This is a genomic window from Microbacterium sp. gxy059 (genome assembly GCF_050958665.1).
Lineage (GTDB): Bacteria > Actinomycetota > Actinomycetes > Actinomycetales > Microbacteriaceae > Microbacterium.
Genome location: NZ_JAMXWT010000005.1, coordinates 114,088 through 137,636 on the forward strand (window position 1 = coordinate 114,088; position 23,549 = coordinate 137,636).

20 protein-coding genes are annotated in these 23,549 nt (G+C 74.0%); 6 read left to right on the plus strand and 14 right to left on the minus strand.

Annotated elements, in window-relative coordinates; genetic code table 11:
• Positions 1 to 123: 123 nt before the first annotated feature.
• Complete coding sequence (locus NHL53_RS05060; RefSeq protein WP_433775745.1) at positions 124 to 978, plus strand: hypothetical protein; 855 nt, start codon at positions 124 to 126, stop codon at positions 976 to 978.
• On the opposite strand, the gene NHL53_RS05065 is transcribed toward NHL53_RS05060, so the two are convergent.
• The 4 genes from NHL53_RS05065 to NHL53_RS05080 are packed head-to-tail and all read right to left on the minus strand — an operon-like array spanning position 932 to position 5,185.
• Positions 932 to 2,191: a DUF6716 putative glycosyltransferase gene (locus tag NHL53_RS05065; RefSeq protein ID WP_433775746.1), complete on the minus strand. Its 1,260-nt coding sequence runs from the start codon at positions 2,189 to 2,191 to the stop codon at positions 932 to 934. The two genes, NHL53_RS05060 and NHL53_RS05065, sit on opposite strands and share 47 nt — an antisense overlap.
• Positions 2,188 to 3,060: an N-acetylneuraminate synthase family protein gene (locus NHL53_RS05070; RefSeq protein ID WP_433775747.1), complete on the minus strand. Its 873-nt coding sequence runs from the start codon at positions 3,058 to 3,060 to the stop codon at positions 2,188 to 2,190. The genes NHL53_RS05065 and NHL53_RS05070 overlap by 4 nt, the downstream gene beginning before the upstream one ends.
• Positions 3,057 to 4,256, minus strand: coding sequence for a cytidylyltransferase domain-containing protein (locus NHL53_RS05075; protein ID WP_433775748.1), 1,200 nt, complete (start codon positions 4,254 to 4,256; stop codon positions 3,057 to 3,059). The genes NHL53_RS05070 and NHL53_RS05075 overlap by 4 nt, the downstream gene beginning before the upstream one ends.
• Positions 4,253 to 5,185, minus strand: coding sequence for a hypothetical protein (locus NHL53_RS05080; RefSeq protein WP_433775749.1), 933 nt, complete (start codon positions 5,183 to 5,185; stop codon positions 4,253 to 4,255). The genes NHL53_RS05075 and NHL53_RS05080 overlap by 4 nt, the downstream gene beginning before the upstream one ends.
• A 306-nt stretch (positions 5,186 to 5,491) precedes the next feature.
• Here NHL53_RS05080 and NHL53_RS05085 point away from each other — a divergent pair, with 306 nt between their 5' ends.
• Positions 5,492 to 5,938 carry an NUDIX domain-containing protein gene (locus NHL53_RS05085; RefSeq protein WP_433775750.1) on the plus strand — a complete coding sequence of 149 codons (447 nt, stop codon included), beginning with the start codon at positions 5,492 to 5,494 and terminating at the stop codon, positions 5,936 to 5,938.
• Between the two features lie 15 nt (positions 5,939 to 5,953).
• Here NHL53_RS05085 and NHL53_RS05090 read toward each other — a convergent pair whose 3' ends face one another.
• From NHL53_RS05090 to NHL53_RS05115, 6 genes are read right to left on the minus strand one after another with little or no spacing between them, the layout of a single operon-like run.
• Positions 5,954 to 6,256 (minus strand): transcriptional regulator, encoded by a 303-nt coding sequence (locus NHL53_RS05090; protein WP_433775751.1) that lies wholly within the window; start codon positions 6,254 to 6,256, stop codon positions 5,954 to 5,956.
• On the minus strand, positions 6,253 to 7,092 hold the full coding sequence (locus NHL53_RS05095) for a hypothetical protein (RefSeq protein WP_433775752.1): 840 nt from the start codon (positions 7,090 to 7,092) through the stop codon (positions 6,253 to 6,255). The genes NHL53_RS05090 and NHL53_RS05095 overlap by 4 nt, the downstream gene beginning before the upstream one ends.
• A gap of 25 nt (positions 7,093 to 7,117) precedes the next feature.
• Positions 7,118 to 9,433: an excinuclease ABC subunit UvrA gene (locus NHL53_RS05100; RefSeq protein ID WP_433775753.1), complete on the minus strand. Its 2,316-nt coding sequence runs from the start codon at positions 9,431 to 9,433 to the stop codon at positions 7,118 to 7,120.
• Positions 9,434 to 9,479: 46 nt separating this feature from the next.
• Positions 9,480 to 12,836 carry an ATP-binding protein gene (locus NHL53_RS05105; RefSeq protein WP_433775754.1) on the minus strand — a complete coding sequence of 1,119 codons (3,357 nt, stop codon included), beginning with the start codon at positions 12,834 to 12,836 and terminating at the stop codon, positions 9,480 to 9,482.
• Positions 12,833 to 13,519: a DUF4194 domain-containing protein gene (locus NHL53_RS05110; protein ID WP_433775778.1), complete on the minus strand. Its 687-nt coding sequence runs from the start codon at positions 13,517 to 13,519 to the stop codon at positions 12,833 to 12,835. The genes NHL53_RS05105 and NHL53_RS05110 overlap by 4 nt, the downstream gene beginning before the upstream one ends.
• A gap of 40 nt (positions 13,520 to 13,559) precedes the next feature.
• Positions 13,560 to 15,032 (minus strand): DUF3375 domain-containing protein, encoded by a 1,473-nt coding sequence (locus tag NHL53_RS05115; RefSeq protein WP_433775755.1) that lies wholly within the window; start codon positions 15,030 to 15,032, stop codon positions 13,560 to 13,562.
• A gap of 87 nt (positions 15,033 to 15,119) precedes the next feature.
• Here NHL53_RS05115 and NHL53_RS05120 point away from each other — a divergent pair, with 87 nt between their 5' ends.
• Complete coding sequence (locus tag NHL53_RS05120; protein ID WP_433775756.1) at positions 15,120 to 16,091, plus strand: MsnO8 family LLM class oxidoreductase; 972 nt, start codon at positions 15,120 to 15,122, stop codon at positions 16,089 to 16,091.
• 19 nt (positions 16,092 to 16,110) lie between these two features.
• Here the strand turns inward: NHL53_RS05120 and NHL53_RS05125 are convergent, their stop codons facing one another.
• The 3 genes from NHL53_RS05125 to NHL53_RS05135 form a co-directional block, all read right to left on the minus strand.
• Entirely contained in the window at positions 16,111 to 18,213 is a 2,103-nt protein-coding gene (locus tag NHL53_RS05125) for a RecQ family ATP-dependent DNA helicase (protein WP_433775758.1), read from the minus strand.
• Between the two features lie 75 nt (positions 18,214 to 18,288).
• Positions 18,289 to 18,948: a response regulator gene (locus tag NHL53_RS05130; protein WP_433775759.1), complete on the minus strand. Its 660-nt coding sequence runs from the start codon at positions 18,946 to 18,948 to the stop codon at positions 18,289 to 18,291.
• The gene (locus NHL53_RS05135) at positions 18,930 to 20,045 is read right to left on the minus strand and encodes a sensor histidine kinase (RefSeq protein WP_433775760.1); all 1,116 of its coding nucleotides are present in this window, start codon (positions 20,043 to 20,045) and stop codon (positions 18,930 to 18,932) included. Before NHL53_RS05135 ends, NHL53_RS05130 begins: the two co-directional genes overlap by 19 nt.
• A gap of 111 nt (positions 20,046 to 20,156) precedes the next feature.
• Here NHL53_RS05135 and NHL53_RS05140 point away from each other — a divergent pair, with 111 nt between their 5' ends.
• Positions 20,157 to 20,909: an ABC transporter ATP-binding protein gene (locus tag NHL53_RS05140; protein ID WP_433775761.1), complete on the plus strand. Its 753-nt coding sequence runs from the start codon at positions 20,157 to 20,159 to the stop codon at positions 20,907 to 20,909.
• Complete coding sequence (locus NHL53_RS05145) at positions 20,906 to 21,643, plus strand: ABC transporter permease (RefSeq protein WP_433775762.1); 738 nt, start codon at positions 20,906 to 20,908, stop codon at positions 21,641 to 21,643. The genes NHL53_RS05140 and NHL53_RS05145 overlap by 4 nt, the downstream gene beginning before the upstream one ends.
• Here NHL53_RS05145 and NHL53_RS05150 read toward each other — a convergent pair.
• A complete protein-coding gene (locus NHL53_RS05150) occupies positions 21,621 to 22,535 on the minus strand; it encodes a LysR family transcriptional regulator (RefSeq protein ID WP_433775763.1) in 915 nt (304 codons plus the stop codon). The genes NHL53_RS05145 and NHL53_RS05150 overlap by 23 nt on opposite strands.
• 78 nt (positions 22,536 to 22,613) lie before the next feature.
• On the opposite strand from NHL53_RS05150, the gene NHL53_RS05155 reads away from it, so the two are divergent.
• Entirely contained in the window at positions 22,614 to 23,543 is a 930-nt protein-coding gene (locus NHL53_RS05155; protein ID WP_433775764.1) for an EamA family transporter, read from the plus strand.
• Positions 23,544 to 23,549: the final 6 nt, after the last annotated feature.

The following is a 23,549-nucleotide window of genomic DNA, read 5'->3' on the forward strand; positions in this document are numbered from 1 at the left end:
AGGATCCAGGAGTTCCTCGCCAGGGGGAGCCCCCTCCTCCCCTGAGAGGATGGGGAATGTCTTTCGTCGTCCTCCCGGCGTGAGCCTGCAGACCTCCGCCTCCTCCCCTGAGAGGATGGGGGCATGACCCTCTCGTCTCCTCCCCTCGGCCTGCTGCTCGACGTCGACGGACCGATCGCGAGCACCCGCACCCGCACGCTCCGTGTCGCCTCGATCGCGCGCGACCTCGTCGCGTGCGCGAACGCGGGATGCCCTGTCGTGTTCAACACGGGGCGCTCCTCGGACTTCCTCGCGGAGCGGATCATCCCCGTGCTCGCCGAGGAGGGCCTCCTCGCCGACGCGCCCGTGTGGGGCGTCGGCGAGAAGGGCGGCACCTGGTTCGCACTCGTCGCGGACGCTCCGACCGCGACGGTCGGAGAGGTGCAGCAGGACGACGCGATGCGGCCGCCAGAAGAGCTCGTCTCGTTCTCGCGCGATCTCGCCGACCGCTTCCGCGACCTCGTGTTCTTCGACGAGACGAAGCGCACGATGATCTCCATCGAGCAGCACGTCGACGTGCCGAACGACGACTTCCTCGCCCGCCGCGACGAGCTCGTCGCGGAGCTGGACAGCGAGATCCGCCGCCTCGGCGTCCAGGATCAGATCACGATCTACCCGACCGTCATCTCGATCGACGTGGAGCACGTCGACAGCGGCAAGGCCCTCGGCGCCCGGCGCGCGCTCGCGTTCATCCGGCAGCGCGCGGAGCCGCCGGCGCGCTGGTTCACCGCGGGAGACTCGGGCCAGGACTACGACATGGCCGCCCAGCTGCACGACGACGGCTTCACCGCGACCCACCTCGACGTGCGCCCCGAGGGCGACGTGCCAGAGGTGCCGTTCGAGGTGATCCGCGAGCTGCCGATGCCCTCGATCGGCGTCGCGGAGGACGATCTCACCGCACGGCATCTCGCGCGCCTGCGAGACGAGCTCGGGTTCTGATCCGGCGCCACGTCCGCAGCACCGCGCGGATCGGCAGGCCGATCGCGTAGGCCGCCCGGCCTGCGGCGGTCTCGTCTCGGGCGCCGAGGGCGACGCGCCGCTCCCAGGCCTCGCGCGCGCGACCTCCCGGGGCACGCGGCTCCGGCCGGGGCGGCAGCTCGCCCGCGCGACGCCGGTGGACGAGAGCCGTGAGGGTGTACTCCCAGGAGTCGTCCCGCGGATCATGGAAGTAGTTGTCGGCGAGCCATGCGGCGTGGGGCAGACGGAAGCGCCGCGCGGCGACGTCGTCCGCGCCCGCGAGCAGTCCGCTCCCCTCGAAGACGACGTTGATGAGCTCGGGCGAGACGCCGAACGCGTCGAGGGCGATGACGGGAACGCCCCGAGCGGCCGCCTCGATCGCCGCCGTCGAGCTGACGGTGACGAGCCCCTCGGCCGTCGCGAGCGCCTCCGCCATGGGCGCGTACGAGACGACGAGGTTGTCGGGAGCGCCGCCGATCTCGTCGACGAGGTCGGGGAGCGCGTCGTCCTCGCGGTGCGTCTGGTGCTCCCCCGGCCGGCCGCGCAGCTTCAGGACGACGCGCCGGGAGGGATCGGCGCGCGCCGCGTCGACGAGGATCCCCGCGAGACGCAGCCGGTCCTCCCGCTCGCGCGGCACGATCGCCTGCGCCGCGAACACGAGATCCGTCCCCCGCGCCGCCGCGCGCCCGTGCGCGGCGCGACGCGCGAACGGCAGCGTCGCGAGTGCGAAGCGCTGGTCGATCCCCCGCTCGCGCGCGAGCGCCTCGAACGCCTCGATCTCGCGGCGCGAGTGCAGCACGAACAGGTCGCATTCGCGGCGGAAGTGCAGCGCGAGCCAGGTGGCGGGCAGGGAGATGCCCGGGAGTCCCGTCGCGATCACCGGCCGCGGATCCTGCCTCCCGGCCGTGCGGGCGACGACCCGCGCGACGGGGCCGCGGGCGGCGGCGAGTACGGCGTCGGCGCCGCGGATCGCGTCTGGCAGCTCGTCGAGGCTTCTCCGCTCGACGCGGTCGACCCCCAGGCCCGTGCCGTGCAGCGCCGCCGCAAGCTGGGCGTCGCTCACGGCGAGCTCCGTGTCCAGGACGACGAGGCGGGCGTCGGCGTGCGAGGCTCCCAGCAGCGCCGCCGCCCACTTCACGTACGAGTCGGTGTCGGCGACGGCGACGATCCGCAGGGAGCAGGCCTGCTCGGTCACGCCCCCACGCGGCGCAGCTTCGCCTTCGGCGCCTCCTCGCCGGGGAAGACGCGCTTGACGCCATCGCCGCGGGCCGCCTCGATGATCCGGATGTCGCGCACGAGCGTCGCGATGCCGCCCGGCTCGAGCGAGGCGGCATGGTCGGAGCCCCACATCGTCCGGTCGAGGGTGATGTGCCGCTCCACGGCAACCGCGCCGAGCGCGACGGCGGCGAGCGAGATCTGCAGGCCGCGCTCGTGGCCCGAGTAGCCGACGGGCACGCCGGGGAACCGGTCGCGGAGCACGGGGATCATCCGCAGGTTCGCCTCCTCGGGCTCCATCGGGTAGGTCGAGGTGGCGTGGAGCAGCACGAGGCGCTCGGTGCCGAGGGTCTCCACGGCACGGTCGATCTCGTCCATCGTCGACATGCCGGTGGAGAGGATGACGGGCTTGCCCGTGTCGCGCAGGGCCTCGAGCAGCTCGATGTCGGTGACGCTCGCGGAGGCGACCTTGTGAGCGACGACGTTCAGGTCCTCCAGGAAGGCGACGCTCGGCACGTCCCACGGCGAGGCGAACCACTCGAGGCCGCGCAGGGTCGCGTGGTCGCCGACCTCGATGTACTCGTCGCGGCCGAACTCGACGCGGTGCCGGTACTCGAGGTAGCTCATCGTCCCCCACGGCGTCTCACGCGGCACGTCGCGCATGTGCTCGGGGGTGCAGATCTCGGGGGTGCGCTTCTGGAACTTCACGGCGTCCGCACCCGCGTCGGCGGCGACGTCGATGAGCTGCTTGGCGAGCTCCACCGATCCGTTGTGGTTGAGGCCGATCTCGGCGATGACGAAGGCCGGGGAGCCTCCGCCGACCCGGCGCGATCCGATCGTGACGCTCATGCGCTGATCCCTTCTGTGGTGGTCGTGGAGACGCGGCCCGCGAGCACGCGCTCGGCGAGCTCGCGGACGGCGCCCGATCCGCCCGCGCGCGAGAGCACGACGCGGGCGCTCGCGGCGGCGAGCGGGTGGGCGTTCGGGACGACGACGGGCCAGCCGGCCGCCTCGAGCGCGGGGAGGTCGTTGACGTCGTTTCCGACGTAGGCGATGCGGCGGAGGGGGATCCCCTGCCGCTCGGCCCAGTCGCGCAGGGCACGGCCCTTGTCGCGGGACGCCTGGATCACCTCGACGCCGAGCTTGGCGGCGCGCGTCGAGACGACGGGGTTCGTCTCGGTGGACAGGATGAGCACGGGGATGCCCGCCTCGGAGAGGAGTCGCACACCCATCCCGTCGGAGCGGCTCACACGCACCTGCTCCGTGCCGTCGCTCGCGATCGATGCGCGGTCGTCGGTGTGCACCCCGTCGAAGTCGGTGACGACGGCGTCGACGTCGATCGCGCCATCATCGGGGTCGCTGAGCGTCGTCGCGAGCAGGCGCGCGCGGCGCAGCTCCTCCGGCGTGTCGATCTCGAGCGAGAGCTCGGCGGGCACCTCGACGATCTCCGTACGGCCGAAGAAGCGGTGGCGCTCCCGGGAGAAGCCCGCCGCGTCCAGCACGTAGAAGGCCCCGGTCTCGACGAAGAGCGGCTCCCGGTCCTGGCGTCGCGGTCGGCGCGCGGCGTCGTGGCCGACGGCGCGGGCGCCTCCCGCGGTGCGCTCCCACGCGAACTCGTACGACTCGCGGGCCGCGAAGGCGCTGTCGGCGGATCCGGAGCGCACGAGGTCGATCGCCCGGGCGAGGCGGTCGGCAGGCAGGAACGGCGAGGTCGCCTGGAGGAAGGCCACGACCCCGGCCCGCACGCCGCAGGCCGCCAGCTCGTCGAGGGCGTGGAGCAGGGCCGCCTCGGAGCTCGCGTCGTCTCCCGACAGCGCCGCGGGGCGGCGCACGACCTGGGCGCCCCACTCCTCGGCGACCGCGGCGATCTCCCCGTCGTCGGTCGAGACGACGACGCGGTCGACGCGGCCCGAGCGGCGCGCGGCGCGGATGCTGCGCGCCACGAGGGGCACGCCCCCGACACGCGCGAGGTTCTTGCGCGGCACGCCCTTGGATCCGCCGCGGGCGGGCACGATCGCGATCGTCTCCCCCTCGGCGCGGATCATCGAGCGGCCTCCCGGGCTCCGGCGTCGTCGAACGCCGTCTCGCGCACGACGCTCTCGGTGCCGGCGAGGATGCGCCGCAGCGTCACCGCCGCGCTCGAACGCAGCGTGACGATCTCGCGGGGCGCGGGGTCGCCGGCGAGCACGAGCTCGACGGGGACGCCGGGGCGCACGACGCGGACGCCGGAGACGCGGGCGATCTCCTCCACGTGGGCGGGATCCTCGCGACGATGCGGCAGATAGGCCGCTCCCCCGCGGGCCTGCGCGCGCACCCACGCCGCAGAGGCCGCGAGCGGGAAGCGCCCGTCGACGACGCCGGCGCTGCCGAGGATGATCCGGCGGTGCGGCGCGAGGAGGCGGAGGGTCTCGGCGGAGGGCCGGGTGCGCCGCAGCCAGGCGAAGTCGTGCTCGGACACGACCGCGCCGAGGTCGGCGAGGCGGCCGAGGCGGGCGCTCCCCATCGGGAAGGCGGTGAAGATGTCGGCGCGCCCGGCGGCGGCCCGGTGCCGGATCGCGTCGAGCGCGAACGGGGCGAGGCGACGCGTCAGGCCGCGCTCCTCGACGCCGGGGCGCCGGAACGCGCGGGCGCCCGTGACGGCGTCGGCGAAGGCGACGGCGTTCAGACCGTCGTCGAGGAAGGTGAGGCGCTTCGGGCGCAGGACGGCGGCGGCGAGACGGAACTGGCCGGAGAACCCGTCGCCCACGAGCCAATGGTCGTGCGCGGCGAGCATGCGCCAGGGGATCCCCCAGAAACCCGCCTGCGCGCCGAAGCGCGCGCCGCGCCGGGTGAGCGCGGCCGCAGTCTCCTCGACCTGGGCGACGAGGCGCCCCGCGACGTCGACGGTCCGGTCGTGCGCGGACGCCCACTCCGCCGCGCCGATGAGCTGCAGCGGGGACTCCGCCCAGGCGAGGGGCGGTGCGGATGCGGGCATCGTGCCTCCCGGGATCGTCGCCGTCGCAGGGCCGAGCGGCCCTGTCGTCCACACGGTGCGCAGCCGAGGTGAACGCCCCCGGCTCTCCGGGTGACGCGCGGATGACCGGAAGCGGAAGGGTGGGTGCGCCCCGCTCCGACGCCGCCCCTGGCGGTTCACGCGCGCGCCACCGGGCGTTCACCGCCCGACGGTCTGGACCCCGGAGGATCCTCTGCGGCCCGGGGAATCTCCCCTCCCCCAGGGATCCGCCCCGTGCTGCCGCACCGGGCGAGGCGCGCATCGCTCCGTCGCTCACGGCCCGCTACCGTGGCGCGCGCTGCCCGCCACGACACCCCGGGAGGCCCTGAGAAGATCCGCCTCCGCGCTGCGAGCGCCGTCGTGCTGGACCAGCCGCGCCGCCGGATCGTTCTCGTCCTGCGCGGCACGGAACCCGAGAAAGGCCGATGGTCGGTTCCCGGCGGCCGCTGCGAACCCCACGAGACCTTCGCCGACGCCGCGGCGCGGGAGGCCCGAGAGGAGACGGGGTTGCGGGTCGCGATCGGCGAGGAGCCCTGGGGCGCGACGGCCCCGGCGGGCGACAGGGGCCTCTTCGAGATCCACGACTTCGCCGCGACCGTCCTCGACGGCCGCGTCGCCCCGGCCGATGACGCCGCCGACGCCCGGTGGTTCTCACCCCGCGAACTCGACGACGTCTCCCTCGCTCGCGGACTCGCCACCCGGCTGGATCGCGCAGGCGTCTTCGCCTCCCCCTGATGCGCGCTCTCGCGTTCACCCGCCCCCGTCCGCGATCGCGCGCAGCGCGGCCACGTGCCGCCGGAACGCTCGCCGACCGGTGACCGTCGACGCCGCCCAGGTGCGGGGGCGGCTGCCGACGTACCCCTTGACGGTGCGCACGTACCCGAGCTGCTCGAGGTGCCCGATCGCCTTGCTCAGCACCGAATCGCTCGTCTCGAGCATCTCGCGGAGCATGCGGAAGTCCATCTCCGCGTCCTCGCGGAGCGCGGCCATGAGCGAGAAGCGGATCGGGGTCTGGAACGCGTCGTCGAGCCCGTGCCGCGGATGCGAGGTCACGAGTCCCCGCGCCCGGCCCGCGGCGTGAGAGCGACCCCCGCGAGCGGCAGGGCGATCAGCACCCCCGCCGCGATGCCGATCGGGAGCGCCGCCTCGCGGACGAGCGTCTGCAGCCAGACGATCGCGAAGACCGCGAGCGCCCCTGCCCCGAAGATCACCCAGTGCCGCGGCGCCCACTCGTATCCGGTGCGCGGTGCACCCCACGGCGTCCCGCCGCTCACGGCGAGCGCGGTGCCGAAGAGCAGGGCCCCGAACGCCCCGAGGATCGCGGCATTCGGCAGCACCGCCATCACCGCGAGGAGGCCGAGCAGCACGCCGATCGCCATCGTCCCGCCGCGCGCGCCCCCCGACAGCGGGCGCGCCTCCCACGCGCCGTCCGACGCGGACGACTCCCTCAGCTGCCGCATGGGGCGGGTGACGAAGACCGCGAACAGCGCCGCGACCGCGACCGCATCGACCCAGCGAGGAATCCCCTGGCCGAGCACACGCAGGAACCCCACCCCCATGAACCCGGCCAGGACCGCCCAGGTCAGGAGCGCTCCCGGCCAGACCCGGCGCGACCGCACCGCATAGCGCTCGCTCGCGCCGCGCCAGAGGAGGGTGAAGATCATGTACGGGAGCAGGAGGTGGAAGACGCTCCCCGTCGTCCCGAGAATCGCGAGAGCCGCCGCCGCGTAGGCCGACAGGAGGACCGCCGACCAGATGCCCAGCAGCGCGAACCCCCGCGCGGGCCGGTGCGCCTCGCCCCGATCCCGCACCTCCTCCAGCACCCGCAGGCGCTCCGCGGCGTCTCGACGCGTGGGGGGCGAGTCCCCCTGATCGCTTTCCAGCTGCAAAGTATGTGCCCTCGGGAAACCCTCGTCAACGCGCCGCGTCGGATCCGTGCTCTCCCGTCGCGATCGCCAGGGCGCGCCCCGTGAGCGACTCGGCGCTGCCGACGATCTGCTGCGGCGGCCCCTCGAACACGAGGCGCCCGCCGTCGCTTCCCGCGCCGGGGCCGACGTCGATGATGTGGTCGGCGTGGGCGACGACGCGCAGGTTGTGCTCCACGACGACCAGGGTCGCACCGGCGCCCACGAGGTCTTCGAAGAGCCCGATGATGCGGTCGACGTCACCGGGGTGGAGGCCCGTGGTCGGCTCGTCGAGCACGATGCGCTCCGTCGCCAGGTCGGCCGCGGCGCCGAGATGCTTCGCGAGCAGCAGGCGCTGCTTCTCTCCGCCGGAGAGCGTGTCGAGCGACTGCCCCACGGCCGTGTACCCGAGGCCGACGCGCTCGAGCCACCGCATCATCGAGGCGATGTCGCCGCGCCCCTCGAACAGCTGCGCGACCTCCGCCGCGGTCATGCGCAGCACGTCGGCGATCGTGTGTCCGTCGAGGCGCGCCGAGAGCGCCGTCTCGTTGAAGCGCTCGCCGCCGCAGACGTCGCACGGCGTCGCGACGTCGTCGAGGAACGCGAGCTCCGTGGTGATGTACCCCTTGCCGCGGCACGCTGGGCAGGCGCCCTTCGCGTTGAAGCTGAACCACGACGGCGACAGCCCGGATGCCTCGCCGAACGCCGCGCGCACGTCGTCGGCGACGCCGAGCACGCTCAGCGAGGTGGAGCGCACCCCGCCCCGCAGCGGATCCTGCCCCACCACCTGGAACTCGGGGTGCTGGCGCGGGAGCTCGTCGGTGGCGAACGAGCTCTTCCCCGAGCCGGCCACGCCGGTCACCGCCGTGAGGACGCCGAGCGGGACGTCGACGTCGAACCCCGTGAGGTTGTGGCTGCGCGCATCGCGCACGCGCACGGAGCCCCGCGCCGTCCGGGCCCGCGGTGCGAGCTCGAGGGGGCGCGACAGCAGCCGCCCCGTGAGCGTGCCGCTGCGCCGCAGCTCGGCGGGCGTGCCCTCGAACTGCACCCGTCCGCCCGCCGCGCCCGCTCCCGGCCCCATGTCGATGACGTGATCGGCGTCGGCGATGACCTGCGGATGGTGCTCCACGACGAGGACGGTGTTGCCGGCGTCGCGCAGTCGGCGCAGAAGCGCGTTCAGGCGCTGCACGTCGGCGGGATGCAGCCCGGTGGACGGCTCGTCGAACACGTAGGTCACGTCGGTCAGCGCACTGCCGAGGTGCCGCACGATCTTCACCCGCTGGGCCTCGCCGCCGGACAGCGTCCCCGACGGGCGGTCGAGCGACAGGTAGCCGAGCCCGACCGACAGCAGCGCGTCGAGCGTGCGCCGGATGCCGACGAGCGCGGGCTCGATGCGGGCGTCGCGCATCTCGCCGACGACCTCGCGCAGCCGCGCGACCGACATCGCCGACCAGTCGACGATCGAGCGGCCGTCGACGAGGCTCGCGCGCGCCGCGGGGTTGAGGCGCGCCCCCTCGCAGGCCGGGCACTCGCGCCGGGTCATGAGACGGTCGAGCTCCTCCCTCACCTGCGCGGAGAGCTTCGTCGGCCGGTTCTTCACGTACACGTCGCGCATGCGCGTGACGACGCCGTCGAAGCGCGCGGTCTTCGGGAACTCGGGGTCGGGATCCGGCAGCCTCACCTGGTCGGCGTAGAGGAAGAGATCCATCTCCTCCGGCGTGTACTCGCCGAGCGGCTTCGACCGCTCGAACAGCCCGCAGTGCGCGAAGCGCTTCCACCGGTAGACGCCCGGCCGGAACTGGCTGAAGCGCACCGGCCCCTCGTCGATGCTCTTCTCGGGGTCGATGAGCGCGTCGACGTCGATGTCGACGACCGTGCCCAGCCCCTCGCACTCGGGGCACATGCCGCTCGGGTCGTTGAACGAGTACGCCGGCGAGTATCCCGCCGACGGCTCGCCCACGCGCGAGAAGACGAGGCGCAGCAGGGGCGCGACGTCGGCGGCCGTCGCGACGGTGGAGCGCGCGTTGCCCGTGAAGCGGCGCTGGTCGATGAGGGCGGTGAACGTGAGCCCCGCCATCGACTGCACCTCGGGCGCCGGCATCTGCGGGAGCCTGTTGCGGACGAAGACCGGATAGGAATCGTTCACGAGGCGCTGCGCCTCGGCGGCGATCGTGTCGAGCACGAGCGAGGACTTGCCGGACCCGGAGACGCCGGTCACGACCGTGAACGCCTTCTTGGGCACGTCGACGACGACGTCGTGCAGGTTGTTGGTGCGCGCGCCCACGACGCGGATCGCGCCCTCGCCGGTGTCCGTCTGCCTGTCCATGCCCGTCATCGTACGAGGCGGGTCCGACAGACGAAGGTCACCCGCCTCACCCCTCCGGCAGCGCCACCTTCGGCTTCGCCCAGGAGCGGCCCCGCGTGTCCTTGAGGATGTCGTACTCGACGTCGACGTGCGGCTCGATCGCGCTGTACTTGTCGTTGGGCGCGCCGATCACGAGCTGGAACCCGAGGCCCCGCCACGCGCCGATCGCGCGCGCCGTGAAGTGCGCGTCGGCCTTGATCAGCGCCTCGTCGAGGAACACGGGCGCGTAGCGCGGCCGATCCGCGTCGGCGTCGCCGAGCTGATAGCGCAGCGCGGCCCCGACGATGAAGGCGATGAGCTCCTGCGACTCTCCACCCGACTTCTCGCCGATGTGATCGTAGAGCGCCGCGTGCTCGCGCGTGTCCGCGTGGATCCGCTCCGCGCTGATCCGCACGTGGTTGCGCACGTCGATGAGCTCCGCGAAGTCGGGGGCGGTGCGGCGGATGCGGCCGATGAGACGCGACATCCTCTCGTAGGCCTGCTCGCGCTCGCGGTCGGCCGACGCGCTCTCGATGAGCGCCCGCACGTCGCGCAGCTCGCGCCGGAACCGGCGACGCGCCTCCGTCTGGTTCTCGCGCGCCGTGATCTGCAGACGGTGGTGGTCGTCGTAGAAGGGCAGTTCGCGCATGATCCGGTTCACCGGCTCGATGCGGTCGCGGATCTCCCGCAGGGCGCGGCCGAGGGTCGAATCGAGGTTCGCGAGATCGTTGCCGGACAGCTTCACGAGGCTGTCGCGCCACTCGGCCTCCAGCTCGTGCAGGCCGCTCGCCTCGAGCTCGGCGAGGATCCGCTCGAAGTCGCCGAGGGAGCTGTCGGGGTCGGCGCGCAGGTTGGGGTTGGGCCAGGCCTCGAGGAACGCCTCGAGGGTGCGGCGCAGCGCCTCCCGTTGCTCCCCCAGCGTGGCCTGGGCGGCATGCCGATCCTCGAGGAGGCGCTTCGCCGCCGTCTGCATCGCCGCGTCGAAGCGGGCGAGCACCTCCTCGGCGCCCGCGCCCGGCGTCTCCGCGTCGGCGGGGTCGAACCGCTCGTCGAGGTAGGCGGCCTGCTCGGATGCGAGCGCTCGCCCCTCCTGCGCGGCCTGATCGATGAGGATCTGCGCCTCGTCCACCTCGTCGGCGATCCGCGCCCAGCGTTCGCCCGCCCGCTCCTGGACGCCCTTCGCGCGCCCGATCTGCTCCTGGAGGCGCGCGGCCTTCCGCTTCGCCTCGGCGATCTGGCGCTGCAGGTCGACGATCCGCGGATCGTCCGAGGTGACCTCGTCGATGACGCCCGCCCAGCGGTCGCGCTCCTTCTCGACCGAGGCGACGTCGATCCGGCTCCACACCAGGTCGACGATCCGGCCGTATGCGGCGTGGCGCGCGTCGACGCCGTCGAGGGCCGCCGCGGCCTCGTCGAGGCGCCGGCGGGCCGCCGCGAGCCGCTCCTCGGCGTCCGCGACCTGCTCCGCGAGCACGGAGAGGCGACGTCCGTTGGAGAAGCCGAGCACGTTGGCGCGGCCGTGACCGCCGTGCGCTCCGCGCGCGCCCTGCGACACCTGCCCCGTCAGGGTCAGCGCCTGCTCGTGACGCCGCAGCTCGTCGGCGTCGTCGACGCACACGAAGCCGAACCGCTGCGCGAGACGGTCCTGCAGCCACCCCGTGACGGGCGACTCGCGGTAGTCGAGCCGCCCCGGCAGCGTGCGCGGATCCAGAGCGCGGTGCGGCGCGATGTCCGTCTGGGCGCCCTCGTAGCGCAGCCGCACCGGCGTGCGCACCGCGTTGATCGCGGCGCGGAAGGAAGGAAGGCGGTCGGCGTCGATGAGCAGCGTCGTCGCGAAGCCCCCGAGCGCGAGGTTGAACGCCTCGCGCCAGGGCTCGAACTCGGTGCGCACCTCGACGAGCTCGCCGACGAAGGGCAGCTCGCCGACCGGGATGCCGCTCGCCTCCGCGAGCATCTCGCGCGAGGCGTGCAGCGCCTGCGGGATGCTGTCCGAGCGTCCCCTCGCGCCCTGGCGCTCGTCCTCGAGCTCCGAGACCTCCCGCTCGGCGGATCGCACCGCGCCCCGCGCCTCGGCGTACGCCTCGCGCGCCGTCGCCTTCGCGTCGGGATCCGCGAGCGCCGTGCGTGCCTCGGCGAGCAGGGCGGAGAACGCCTTCTCGGTGTCGATCTCGACGCCGAGACCCTCGACGACCTCGTCGAAGCGCGCGCGCTCCCGCCGCACCTCCTCGAGCCGCCGCTCCGCGTCGCGCAGCGCCCGCTCGGCGCTCGCGAGCCGGTCGCCGCCCGCGGTGCGCAGCACCTCCGCGAGGCCGTCGCGCTCCGCCTCCGCGGCATCGGCGAGCACCTGCTGCGCCCGCACCTCGTCGTCGGCCTCGCGGGAGCGTCGCTGCAGCTCCCGCTCGCTCCCCCGCAGCAGCCCGAGGCGACGCTCGGCGCGCCAGAGCGCCGCGAGCGAGGCCTCGTCGTCGAAGCGCCCGACCTCGTCGATCACGCGCAGGCGGTCGGCCGCCTCCTCGACGCGCTCGCGCATCCCGCGGATGGGGCGCAGCGCGCGCACCTGCTTCTGGGCGGTCGCCATGCGCACGCGCGTGCTCTCGAGCTCGTCGAAGTGGCTCACGACCGCGTCGGCGGTCGCGAGCGATTCGGGATCCTCCAGCACCATGCGCTTGTACAGCTCGTCGACGGTCGTGATCTGCTGCCCGGCCTGGATGCGGGCGAGCAGGCTCATGGCCTTGGAGCCCGCGCCCGCGGCGCCGATGCCGAGCACGGCGTGCAGGCGCGCCGAGAACTCGCGGTCGGTCGCGACGGTGTCGAGGCCGGCCTCCCGCACGGCCGCGTCCGAGAGCCGCCGCTCGGCGGCGGTCTCGAGGTCGCGCAGGTCGAACGGCCCGTCGACCGCGGCCCGCACCCGCACGGTGTCCTCGACCACCCGCGCGGCGGCGGGGATGTACCAGGCGCGCACGGCCGTGAACCGGGATCCGTCGTGGTCGAGCCACGTCATCGCGATCGCGGTCCACGTGTCGCGTCCGTCGCCGCGGAGCACCCGGATCCGCGTGCCCTCGTCGGTACGCGACTCGTCGAGCTTCCCGCGCCCGTACGAGAGGATGTTGCGCTGGTCCTCCCCGCGCGGACGACCGGTCACGCCCCCGTTGGACGCCCCGTTGAAGGGCGTCGTGTGCGGCATCATGAGCGCGATGTAGGCGTCCATGAGCGTCGACTTGCCCGAGCCGGATCCGCCGCACAGCAGGGTCGCCCCCGGCGAGAACCGCACGCGGTGCGCGCCGTCGTATCCGCCCCAGTTGACGAGCTGCAGCTCCTCGGCCACCCACTGCTGTCCGCGGGATGCGGCGGGGATGAGCCCGAAGAGGGTCTCGAGCATGGTCACGATGCGTCCTCTTCTCGTCGGTCGGCCTCGTCTGTCGGCGTCTGCGCGCGGAGCCAGTCGTTGAGCTCGCGCAGGCGGTCCGCGCTCAGCACGATCTCGACGAGCGGGCTGATGCGGTAGCGGCCCTCAGACTCCTCGTCGACGACGCCCTCCTGCCTCAGGCGCGCGAGCGCGGCGCGGATCGCGCGCTGGCGGCGCGCGACGTCGCCGTCGGCCTCCGAGAAGTAGCTGAGCACGGTCTGCTCGACCTCCTCGACGTCGACCCGAGCGGCGGGCTCGCCCGCCGTCGACTCGCGCTGGAACACCGTGCGCAGGTACACGAGGACGAGCGTCTCGGCGCGCGTGTACGCCTCGTCGCGCAGGAGGATCGGCACGTCGACCTCCTCGGAGCGGACCTGCTGCTTGTAGGCGACCCCGCGCTCGACGTCGACGACGAGGCGCACGAAGAGGTCGTGCAGCCGCGACTCGATGACCTGCTGGCTGTCGAGGAGCACCTTCCAGTCCTCCCGGCTGCGCTCGGCGAGCAGGAAGCGGCGCTGCAGCAGCCGCACGAGCACGCGGCGCACGGCGGGATCCAGCACGCCTCGGTCGCCGGCGAAGCAGGCGTCGGGGTCGTCCTCCATCGGGATCGCGTCGATGAACGGATCCTCGTCGGCGACGGGGGCGGAGGGGGCGTCGGTCATCGGCGGGTGCGGGTCCTTCTGCGAGTCGGGGAGGCCGGGATCAGTCATCGTCGGGCTCCGGGGAGGTGCGGGCGGTGACGGCGGCGAACGCGAAGCGCCTGCTGCTGCCGTCGGGCCGCACGGCCTCGACGACGGAGACGTCGTCGCCCTCGTCCATGCCGTTGCGGTGCGCGATCTCGAGGAGGCCGAGCAGATCGACCGGGCGACGCGTCTCCTCGCCGGCGCGGGCGAACGCGTCCGCCAGGTCGAACCGGACGCCCAGCCCGGCGACGAGGTCCTCGAGATCGGCGTACCGCGGTCCGCCCCACGCGCGGGTGTCGGCGTCGACGAACTCCGCGTCCGCCTCCTCGTCCGGAAGGGGGGCGGGAAGGTCGGGTGGACGGGGGTCGCTGAGCGTCTGGCGCAGGTGGCCCACCCCCGCCACGGGGAAGCCGCGCAGCGGATCCACCCGGTCGCCGGGGCGTGCGGTGCGCATCCCGTCCTGCAGGCGCGACATGGTCTCCCGGAGGAGATCGTCGATCTCCCGGTCGCGGACCGGATCGTGCGTGCGCACCTGCGCGGTGATGACGTGGGAGGCGCGGCGCTGCGCGGCGAGCACCTCCTGCACGCCCTGCTCCACCCGCTTCGCGATCGCACGGAGCTCCTCCCGCTGCTCGGCGGACATGAGCCGGGAGAACGGCTGGGCGAGGAGGTGATGCGTCTGGTCGGTGAGGTGGTCGATGTGCTCGGGGTCGCCGATGAGACGCAGCGCCCCCGAGAAGGCCCGCCCCTCGGGCGTCGCCTGCATGACGTGCTGGCCGCGGCGGAGGTACTCGCGCAGCACGTCTCCCGCGGGGCGGACGTCGCGGCGCAGGTCGGCCACGACATCGCGCTGCATCTGGCCGATCGATTCGGCGACGCGGGAGAAGTCGGCGGGCAGCTCGCGCGAGAGGTGGAGCACGTTCTCCGTCTCCTCGAGCAGCTGCTCGTCGTCGACCGGATCGATCTCGCCCCGACGCAGGCGCTCGATCTCGGCGTCGAGCTCGGCGCGCTCCGCGAGCAGGCGGGCGATGCGCTCCTCGGGGTCGGTCTCGGCGCTCTGGACGAGATGGTCGACGGAGTCGAGCAGCGTGCGCACGCGGGATCGCGTCACCCGCGCCCTGCCGCTGCCCGTGCGCCCGGCGATCTCGAGGGCGCCGACGGCCTGGGCCGACAGGCGGTACACCTCGACGCCGTCGTCGATCTGCGGCACGAGCCAGCCGGCCCGCACCCATGAGCGGCAGATCTCCCGTCCGCCGCCCGAGGGGAGGCGCCGCTCGTCATCGTCGTCGCCTGACGCGCGCAGCTCGTCGACGATCTCCCCGATCTCGACGTGGGCGTCGGCGATCGGCACCTGCGTGCGGTCGGCGGTGAACACGAGCGAGAGCGCGGCGACGACGAAGGGCGCGTGCCTGCCGTGCAGGAGATGGAGCGTCGGGCTGCGGAAGGCCGCGACGGCGCGGTGGTGCGCGGCCTCTGCACGGGAACGGGACATCCGCACAAGATTATCGCGGCTCGGATGTGCGGATCCCGGTGCCGCGCGACGAGGAATAGCCGCGGCCCCGGGCGGGTTGCCGCCGATATGCGCCTCTCTCTGCTGGACCGGTCACGCACGCGCCGCGGACAGCCGGAAGGCGCCGCCCTGCGGCAGACGATCGTCCGCGCCCAGCGCGCCGAGGCACTCGGCCTGGAGCGGTTCTGGGTCGCCGAGCATCACGCCGTCCCCGGCATCGCGTCGGGATCCCCCGCCGTCCTCCTCGCCGCGATCGGGCAGGTCACGGAGCGGATCCGCATCGGCTCGGGCGGGGTCATGCTGCCGCAGCACCAGCCCCTGGTCGTCGCGGAGCAGTTCCGCATGCTCGAGGGCCTGTTCCCCGGGAGGATCGACCTCGGCGCGGGACGGTCGCTGGGGTTCGTGCCCGCCGTCCGACGGGCGCTGCGGCGCGAGGGCGCGACGTCCGAGGAGTTCGCGGACGATCTCGCCGAGCTGCGCGCCTTCCTGCACGACGACGCGGACGTCACGGCGCGGCCCGCGGTGGGACCCGTGCCGCTGCACGTGCTGGCCACGCGGTCGGGAGCGGCGACGGCGGCGCGCCTCGGCCTGCCCCTCGTCGTGGGCGGACCGATCGTCCTCTCCCCCGCGCTGGCGACCCTGCTCGGCGACTACCGACGGGCGTTCCGGCCGCACGGCGCCTCGGAGCCGCACGTGATCCTCAGCGCGGACGTGTTCATCGCGGACACGCCCGAGCGCGCGGCGGAGCTCGCCCTCCCCGAGGCCTGGTCGATGTCGCGCACCCGCGAGGTGGGCGAGTTCCTCCCCCTGGAGCCGGTGGACGAGATCCGCGCGCAGCGGTGGTCGACGCGGGCGAGGACGCGCATCGACGAGCACCTCGCCGGGATCGTGCTCGGCACGCGCGACCAGGTCGCCGAGCGGCTCGCCCGCCTCGCGTCGTCCTCCGGCGCGGATGAGCTGATGGCGTCGACGTCGACCTTCGACGTCGACGCGCTCGCGGAGCTCGATGCCTCCTTCGCCTCACTCGCCGGCGAGATCTGACGTCCGCCCCTCCGGCCGGTCAGCCCCGCACGGCGAGGGCGAACGGCAGCACCGCGTCGGCGCCGGCTCGGCGCAGCGCGCGGGCGCAGACCGTGAGCGTCCAGCGCGACACGACGAGGTCGTCGACGAGCAGCACGACCCGCCCGCGCACGGCGTCGGCCTGCTCGGGCGTCAGCGCGAACGCGTCGTGCACGGCGCGCAGCCGGAACGCGCTGTTCACGTCGGGCCCTCCCGGGTCGCCGACGAGGGCGAGGTCGCCCAGGTCGTCGAGCCGACCCGCGGCCGCGAGGCCGCTGGCGAGCGAGCGCACCGTCGCCGGCCGCCGCCTGCTGGGCACCGCGACCACGCTGTCGGGCCGGCGCTCCCACGACCATCCGCCGAGCGTCTCGAGGCACAGGGCGCCGATGTCGTCGGGGATCGGCGCGTCGGGCGCGTCCGGCGCGAGGAACGCGCGCAGCCGCTGTCCCGCGCCGAGATCGGTGAGACGGGCGACGGCGCGGCCCTCCTCCGCCCGCTCGTCGGCGGGGAGGCGCCCCGAGAGGCTCACCCCGAGGTTCGCCATGCCGGTCGGCCACTGCGCGCGGGGCTCGATCGGCACGCCCACGCCGCCGAGCACCTCGCGCGCCCGCTTCTGCGCCTCGGCGCCGATCTCCTCGCTCCACCACGTCCCCGCGCACCGGTCGCAGCGCCCGCAGTCGCGCGGATCCGGATCGTCGAGCGCCTCCGTGAGGAAGCGCATGCGGCACGTCGGCCCGGATTCGTAGTCGAGCATCGCGCGCGCCTCGGCGCGGCGCACCTCGCGCACGTGCGCGTAGCGCTCGGCATCGTATCGCCATCCCGCGCCGGTGGCCTCGTAGCCGCCGCGCACGCGCCGCACGGCGCCGTCGACGCTCAGCGTCTTCAGCAGGAGGTCGAGCCGGGCGCGGCGCACGCCCACCCGGGTCTCGAGCGCGGGGATCGACAGCGGCCCCTCGGCGTCGAGCGCCGCGAGCACCGCCTCGGCGTCCTCTTCCGAGGGCATCGAGGCGGTCGCGAAGTACTCCCAGATGTCCTCGTCCTCCGTGCCGGGCAGCAGGAGGACGTCGGCCGATTCGGCCGCGCGCCCGGCGCGCCCGACCTGCTGGTAGTACGCGACGGGCGACGACGGCGCCCCGAGATGCACGACGAAGCCCAGGTCGGGCTTGTCGAACCCCATGCCGAGCGCGCTCGTCGCGACGAGCGCCTTGAGCGCGTCGTCCTTCAGCGCCTGCTCGAGCCGCTCCCGCTCCTCCGCATCGGTGGATCCGGTGTAGGTCGCGACGTCCCACCCCGCGTCGCGGAGCGCGCGCGTCGTGTCCTCCGCCGCGGAGACGGTGAGGGCGTAGACGATGCCCGACCCCGCGAAGTCGCCGAGGTGATCGGCGAGCCAGGCGATCCTCTCGGCGGGAGGACGGGTCGGGAAGACGCCGAGGCGCAGCGAATCGCGGGCGAGCGGGCCGCGGACGACGAGGGTGTCGTCGCCGAGCTGCTCGGCGACGTCGGCGACGACGCGCGAGTTCGCGGTCGCGGTCGTCGCGAGCACGGGCGTGTCGGCCGGCAGCTCGCGGATCATCGCGCCGATGCGGCGATAGTCGGGGCGGAAGTCGTGGCCCCAGTCGGAGATGCAGTGCGCCTCGTCGACGACGATCATGCCGATGGAGCCGAGGATCCGCGGCAGCACGCCGTCGCGGAAGGCGGGGTTCGTGAGCCGCTCGGGCGAGACGAGCAGCACGTCGACCTCGCCGCGGGCCAGCTCGTCTTCGACGGCGCCCCACTCCGTGACGTTCGCCGAGTTGAGCGTGCGGGCGACGACCCCCGCCCGCGAGGCCGCCGCCACCTGGTCGCGCATGAGCGCGAGCAGCGGCGACACGATGAGCGACGGGCCGCGACCGGCCTGGCGCATGAGCTTCGCGGCGAGGAAGTAGACCGCGGACTTGCCCCAGCCCGTGCGCTGCACGACGAGCACGCGGCTGCGGTGTGCGACGAGCGCCTCGATGGCCTCGAACTGCCCGTCGCGCAGCCGCGCGTCCGGCCTCCCCGTGAGATCCCCCAGCAGGCGCGTCGCCTCGGCGCGCAGATCGGTCGTCGTGCCTTCAGCGCTCATCCATCCGCCTCTCGTCGTCGGTCCGCACCCCACCCTAGGAGGGGCCTCCGACGAACGAGCGCGACGGCCGCGCTCTCAGCCCAGGATCCCGTCGTGCAGCGCCCGCAGCACCGCGTTCGTGCGGTCGCGCGCCGCGAGCTTGAGGAGGATCGCCGACACGTGGTTCTTCACGGTGCCCTCGGCGAGGAACAGGCCCTCGGCGATCTCCCGGTTGCCGTAGCCCGCCGCCATGAGCCGCAGCACCTCCAGCTCGCGCGCGGTGAGCGGCTGGGCCGCCGGCGCGTCGGCGCCCACGGGAGACGGGCCCGAGCGGATCGCGCGCAGCAGCCGGTCGGTGATCGCGGGGGCGATGAGCGTGCCTCCCTCCGCGAGCGTCGCCACGGCCCGGCGCAGCTGATCCACCGTGACGTCCTTCAGCAGGTAGCCGCGCGCGCCGGCCCGCAGCGCGTCGAGCACGAGCGCGTCGTCGTCGAACGTCGTGAGCACGAGGACGGGCGTCTCGTCGCCCCGCTCGCGCAGGGTCTGCAGGGCCCAGATCCCGTCGTGTCGCGGCATCCGCAGATCGAGCAGCACCACGTCGGGGCGCAGCTCCGCGACGCGCTCCACGGCCTCCCCTCCGTCGGACGCCTGGCCCACGACCTCGATACCGGCGAGATCCAGCAGCGTGACGATCCCCTGGCGCACGAGCGCCTGGTCGTCGACGACGAGCACCCGCGTCATCGCGCCGGCATCCATGCCGTCACCCGGAACCCGTCGGATCCGTCGAACCGCGCCTCGCCGCCCAGCTGGCCGAACCGCTCCGAGATCCCCCGCAGCCCGTTGCCCTCGTCGAAGGACGCGGCGCCCGCGCCGTCGTCGCCCGCGTCGAACAACACGCGCGCGCCGTCGCGCCGCACCGACGCCCGCACCTCGGCGGCGGACGAGTGGCGCAGCGCGTTCGTCACGATCTCCTGCAGCGCGCGCACGAGCGCCGCGCTCTGCTCCTCGTCGGCCGAGACGTCGTCGTCGACCGTCACCGTCACCTCGACGCCAGGCACGCCCCGTCCGACCGCGTCGAGTGCGGCCTGCAGCTCGCCCGGCGGCGCGTCCCGCAGCTCAGAGACGGTGCCCCGCACGTCCTGCAGCAGGGAGCGCGCGACGGCGTCGGCGCGGTCGATGTGCGCGAGCCGGTGGGGCTCGGATCGGTGCCGCGCGGCCTCGAGCTCGAGCGTGAGCACCGTGAGCTGGTGCCCGATCAGGTCGTGCAGCTCGCGGGCGATCCGCAGCCGCTCCGCGGAGCGCGCGGACTCCTCGGCCAGGACGCTCGCCGCCTGCAGCTCGACGTGCGCCTCGCCCAGCTCGGCGCGCAGGCGCTGCTCGCGCAGGAGGGCCGAGACGCTGAGCACCGCCGCCACGTGCACGAGCAGGTAGAAGCCGCCGAACACCCACAGCTCCGCCGGATCGTCCTGCCAGCGCCGATGCGTCAGCACGATGACCCCGGTGTTCAGCGCCGAGACGGCGAAGATCGCCGGGAGCGGGAGCACCCCGACGCCGAGCGAGGCCATCAGCACGAGCACCACGGGGAAGAGGCCCGAGCCCGGCAGCGTCATGACGAGCACCCACGACAGCGCGACGCCGACCAGGTGCACGGCCGCCGCCAGGCGGCGCCGCTGGAGGATGTCGCCGAACAGCAGGGTGCCGAGCATCGCCGCGAGCAGCGCGAGGAACAGCACCGTCCAGAGCGGCCGCCCGAGGTCGCTCGTCTGCGCGCCGAGCAGCGCCGGCACGCTGACCCCGATGCAGAGGATCACCATGATCAGCGCCGACCAGACCTCCGGAGGAACGCGTCGCATGCGTCCACCTTATGAGCGCGTCCGCGCCCGATCCCGTGCCGAAAGTCATGGCCCGGATCGCTGACCGATGGCACGCGCGGCGGGTGCGCCCCGCTCCATATCGTCGGCGCCATGAGAGATCCGAATCCCCTCGAACCGGCCGTCGCCGTGAGGAATCTGCGCCGCGAGTACCGCCGCGCCGTCGCCGTGGAGGACGTCAGCTTCGTCGCCGCTCCCGGCGAGGTGCTCGGCATCCTCGGCCCCAACGGGGCCGGGAAGACCACGACCGTGGAGACGATCGCCGGCCTGCGCGCCCGGACGAGCGGATCCGTCCGCGTGCGCGGCCTCGATCCCCGCCGCGACCGCGCCGCCGTGAGGCGGGTGCTCGGCGTGCAGCTGCAGAACGCGCGGTTCCACGACTCGCTCACCGTCGACGAGCTGATCGCCCTCCACCGCAGCTTCCACCGCGATCCGCGCCCGGCGGACGAGGTTCTCGAGATGGTCGATCTGCATGCGAAGCGCCGCACCCGGTTCGAACGACTCTCGGGCGGGCAGCAGCAGCGCCTCGCGGTCGGGATCGCGCTGGTGGGACGACCGGAGATCGTCATCCTCGACGAGCTCACGACGGGCCTGGATCCCACGGCCAGACGCCGCGTGTGGCAGGCGATCGAGAGCCTCACCGGGGTGACGATCCTCCTCGTGAGCCACGCGATGGACGAGATCGAGCGCCTCTGCGACCGCGTGGTGCTGCTCGACCGGGGTCGCGTGCGCGCCGAGGGCACGCCCGACCTGCTGAAGGCCCGCACGGGCGCGCCGAGCCTGGAGGAGGCGTTCGTCGCCCTCACCGGTCGGCGGCCCGACGAGGACGCGGAGGACGAGCGATGAGATCCTGGCGACTGCTTCTGCTCAGCGAGGCGAAGATGACCATCCGCGACTACGCGGGTCTCATCGTGCCGCTCGGCCTGCCCGTGCTGATCCTCATCACGAGCGCCGGCATGGGAGGCGAGGAGGTGCTGCCGAACGGCATGACGGTGCTCGACGTCTACATCCTGCCGGTCGTGCTCACGGTGGTCATCGCGATGATCGGCATCGTGAACATGCCGAGCTTCCTCTCCGGGTACCGCAGGAACGGAGTCCTCCGTCAGCTCGCCGTCACGCCCATCTCCCCGTTCCGCGTGGTCGGCGCGCAGGTGATCGTGAGCCTCGCGCAGGCGATCCTCGGCATCGCCCTGGCGTTCGCCGTCGCGGTCCTCGCCTTCGGCGCCCGCCCGCCCGCGAACCTGACCGGCGCGCTCGCCGTGTTCGGGCTCGCCGTGCTTGCGATGTACGCGCTCGGCGCGACGGTCGCCGCGATCGCCCCCTCGCAGAACGCGGCAATCGCCCTCGGCCTCGTGCTCTTCCTCGGGCTGGGCGCGGTCGGCGGGATGTTCGGCGGGCTCGCCTCCCTGCCCGAGCCGGTCGCGGCCGTGGGCCGGCTGCTGCCGTTCGGCGCGTCGAGCGAGGCGCTCAGCGCCGTGTGGTCGGGCGCGCCCGTGCCCCTCGAGCTCGCCGTCGCCCTCGGGTTCTGGGCCCTCGTGGGAACGGCCGTCTCGCTCCTCACCTTCCGCTGGGATCGGTGACCGGCTCGCCCGCGACGCGCGCGGATCCCTCCCCCGCCATCGCGAGGAAGGCGCGCGTCGCGGGGCTGGGGTTGAAGCCGCTCCACGCGAGGTGCTCCGTGCGCGTCGGCCCGTCCGCCACCGGAACCGCGACGAGCCCCTCCCCTTCCGGGACCACGGCGGGCGGGAGGAGGGCGACGGCGAGATCGGCGCGCACGAGGTCGAGGATCGTCGGCGCGTCGACCGCCTCCAGCATCACCTCGCGGCGCACTCCCGCCGCGGCGAACGCGATGTCGGACTGGGCGCGGCCCGGCGTTCCCGCGGGGAAGTCCACGAAGATCTCCTCGGCGAGGTCGCTCAGGCGCAGCCGACGGCGCGGGGCGAGCCGATGCTCGGCGCTCACGACCGCCGCGAGACGTTCGCGCGCGAGGACGCGCGACGCGACCCCCGCCTGGTCGACATCGCCCGCCAGGCCGAGCACGGCGACGTCCATCTCGCCCCGGCCGATCGCGGCGATGAACCCGTCGCTTCCGCCGCCGCGCAGGCGCACCCGCACGTCCGGATGCGCCTGGCGGAAGCGACGGAGCGCCTCCGGGACGTCGAGGGCGGTCACGGTCGGGATCATCCCGATGGTCAGGGTGCCGCGCACCCGCCCGGTCGCCGCCGCGGCGTCGTCGACCGCGCGCTCGGCGGCCTCGAGGCTCGCGCGCGCCGCGGGGAGGAAGGCCTCCCCCGCCGCGGTCGGCTCGACTCGCCTGCTGCTCCGCGCGAACAGCTCGACGCCGAGTTCGCGTTCGAGCGCCTTGATCTGGTGGCTCAGCGACGACTGCACGACGAAGCAGCGCTCCGCCGCGCGGGTGAAGCTCCGCTCCTCGGCGACCGCGACGACGTAGCGCATCTGCTGCAGCTCCATGGATCCATGGTCGCACGCCATGGATCCCATGAGCACCATGTCCTGGACTCATGGCCAGCACGGGTCGAGCATGGCCTCATGACCACGACGATCCCTCCCCACGCCGTCGCCTCGCCGCAGGCGCGCGCGGGCTGGACCGCGCTCACGGCGCTCGCTCCGATGGTGTGGGGCACGACATACATCGTGACCACGCACCTGCTCCCGGAGGGGCACCCGCTGTTCGCGGCGCTCATGCGCTCCCTGCCCGCGGGCCTCATCGCGCTCGCGATCTCCCGCACGCTGCCGCGTGGGAGATGGTGGATCCGGAGCCTCGTGCTCGGCACGCTCAACATGGGCGCCTTCTTCCCGCTGCTGTTCGTCGCGGCCCAGCACCTCCCCGGCGGCGTGGCCGCGACGCTCGGCGCCGCGCAGCCGCTCGTCGTCGCCTTCCTCGCGGTCGCGATCCTCCGCGAGCGCCTCTCCGCGTGGCGCGTCTGGTGGGGCGTCGCAGGCGTCGCGGGCGTCGCCCTCGTCGTGCTCGGCCCCGGCGCCGGCGTCGACCTCGTCGGCCTCGTCGCGGGGCTCGCCGGCGCGGCGTCCATGGGGCTCGGCGTCGTGCTCACGAAGAAGTGGGGGCGACCGGAGGGAGTCTCCGCGATCGGCTTCGCCGGATGGCAGCTCTCCTCCGCCGGCGTCGTCCTCCTCGTCCCCGCCCTGATCATCGACGGCGTTCCTCCGATCATCGACGGCAAGGCGCTCGCCGGATACGCGTGGCTCGGCCTCGTCGGGGCGCTCACGACCTACACGATCTGGTTCGCGGGGATCCGGAAGCTGCCGGTCACCGCGACCGCGCTGCTCGGCCTGCTCTCCCCGCTGACGGCGGCGACCCTCGGAGCCGCGATCGCCGGCGAGACGCTGTCCGCCGTCCAGCTCGCCGGCTTCGCCCTCGCGCTGACCGCGATGCTCGCGGGGCAGGTCGCTCCGCGTGCTCGGCGTGGCGCTGATGCTCGTCGGCCTCCCGGTCGATGAGGATGT

Coding starts and splice junctions, on each gene's coding strand:
- NHL53_RS05060 (WP_433775745.1), top strand. CDS start 124: ATGACCCTCTCGTCTCCTCCCCTCGGCCTGCTGCTCGACGTCGACGGA.
- NHL53_RS05070 (WP_433775747.1), bottom strand. CDS start 3,060: ATGAGCGTCACGATCGGATCGCGCCGGGTCGGCGGAGGCTCCCCGGCC.
- NHL53_RS05075 (WP_433775748.1), bottom strand. CDS start 4,256: ATGATCCGCGCCGAGGGGGAGACGATCGCGATCGTGCCCGCCCGCGGC.
- NHL53_RS05080 (WP_433775749.1), bottom strand. CDS start 5,185: ATGCCCGCATCCGCACCGCCCCTCGCCTGGGCGGAGTCCCCGCTGCAG.
- NHL53_RS05100 (WP_433775753.1), bottom strand. CDS start 9,433: ATGGACAGGCAGACGGACACCGGCGAGGGCGCGATCCGCGTCGTGGGC.
- NHL53_RS05110 (WP_433775778.1), bottom strand. CDS start 13,519: ATGACCGACGCCCCCTCCGCCCCCGTCGCCGACGAGGATCCGTTCATC.
- NHL53_RS05115 (WP_433775755.1), bottom strand. CDS start 15,032: ATGTCCCGTTCCCGTGCAGAGGCCGCGCACCACCGCGCCGTCGCGGCC.
- NHL53_RS05120 (WP_433775756.1), top strand. CDS start 15,120: ATGCGCCTCTCTCTGCTGGACCGGTCACGCACGCGCCGCGGACAGCCG.
- NHL53_RS05125 (WP_433775758.1), bottom strand. CDS start 18,213: ATGAGCGCTGAAGGCACGACGACCGATCTGCGCGCCGAGGCGACGCGC.
- NHL53_RS05130 (WP_433775759.1), bottom strand. CDS start 18,948: ATGGATGCCGGCGCGATGACGCGGGTGCTCGTCGTCGACGACCAGGCG.
- NHL53_RS05135 (WP_433775760.1), bottom strand. CDS start 20,045: ATGCGACGCGTTCCTCCGGAGGTCTGGTCGGCGCTGATCATGGTGATC.
- NHL53_RS05140 (WP_433775761.1), top strand. CDS start 20,157: ATGAGAGATCCGAATCCCCTCGAACCGGCCGTCGCCGTGAGGAATCTG.
- NHL53_RS05145 (WP_433775762.1), top strand. CDS start 20,906: ATGAGATCCTGGCGACTGCTTCTGCTCAGCGAGGCGAAGATGACCATC.
- NHL53_RS05150 (WP_433775763.1), bottom strand. CDS start 22,535: ATGGAGCTGCAGCAGATGCGCTACGTCGTCGCGGTCGCCGAGGAGCGG.
- NHL53_RS05155 (WP_433775764.1), top strand. CDS start 22,614: ATGACCACGACGATCCCTCCCCACGCCGTCGCCTCGCCGCAGGCGCGC.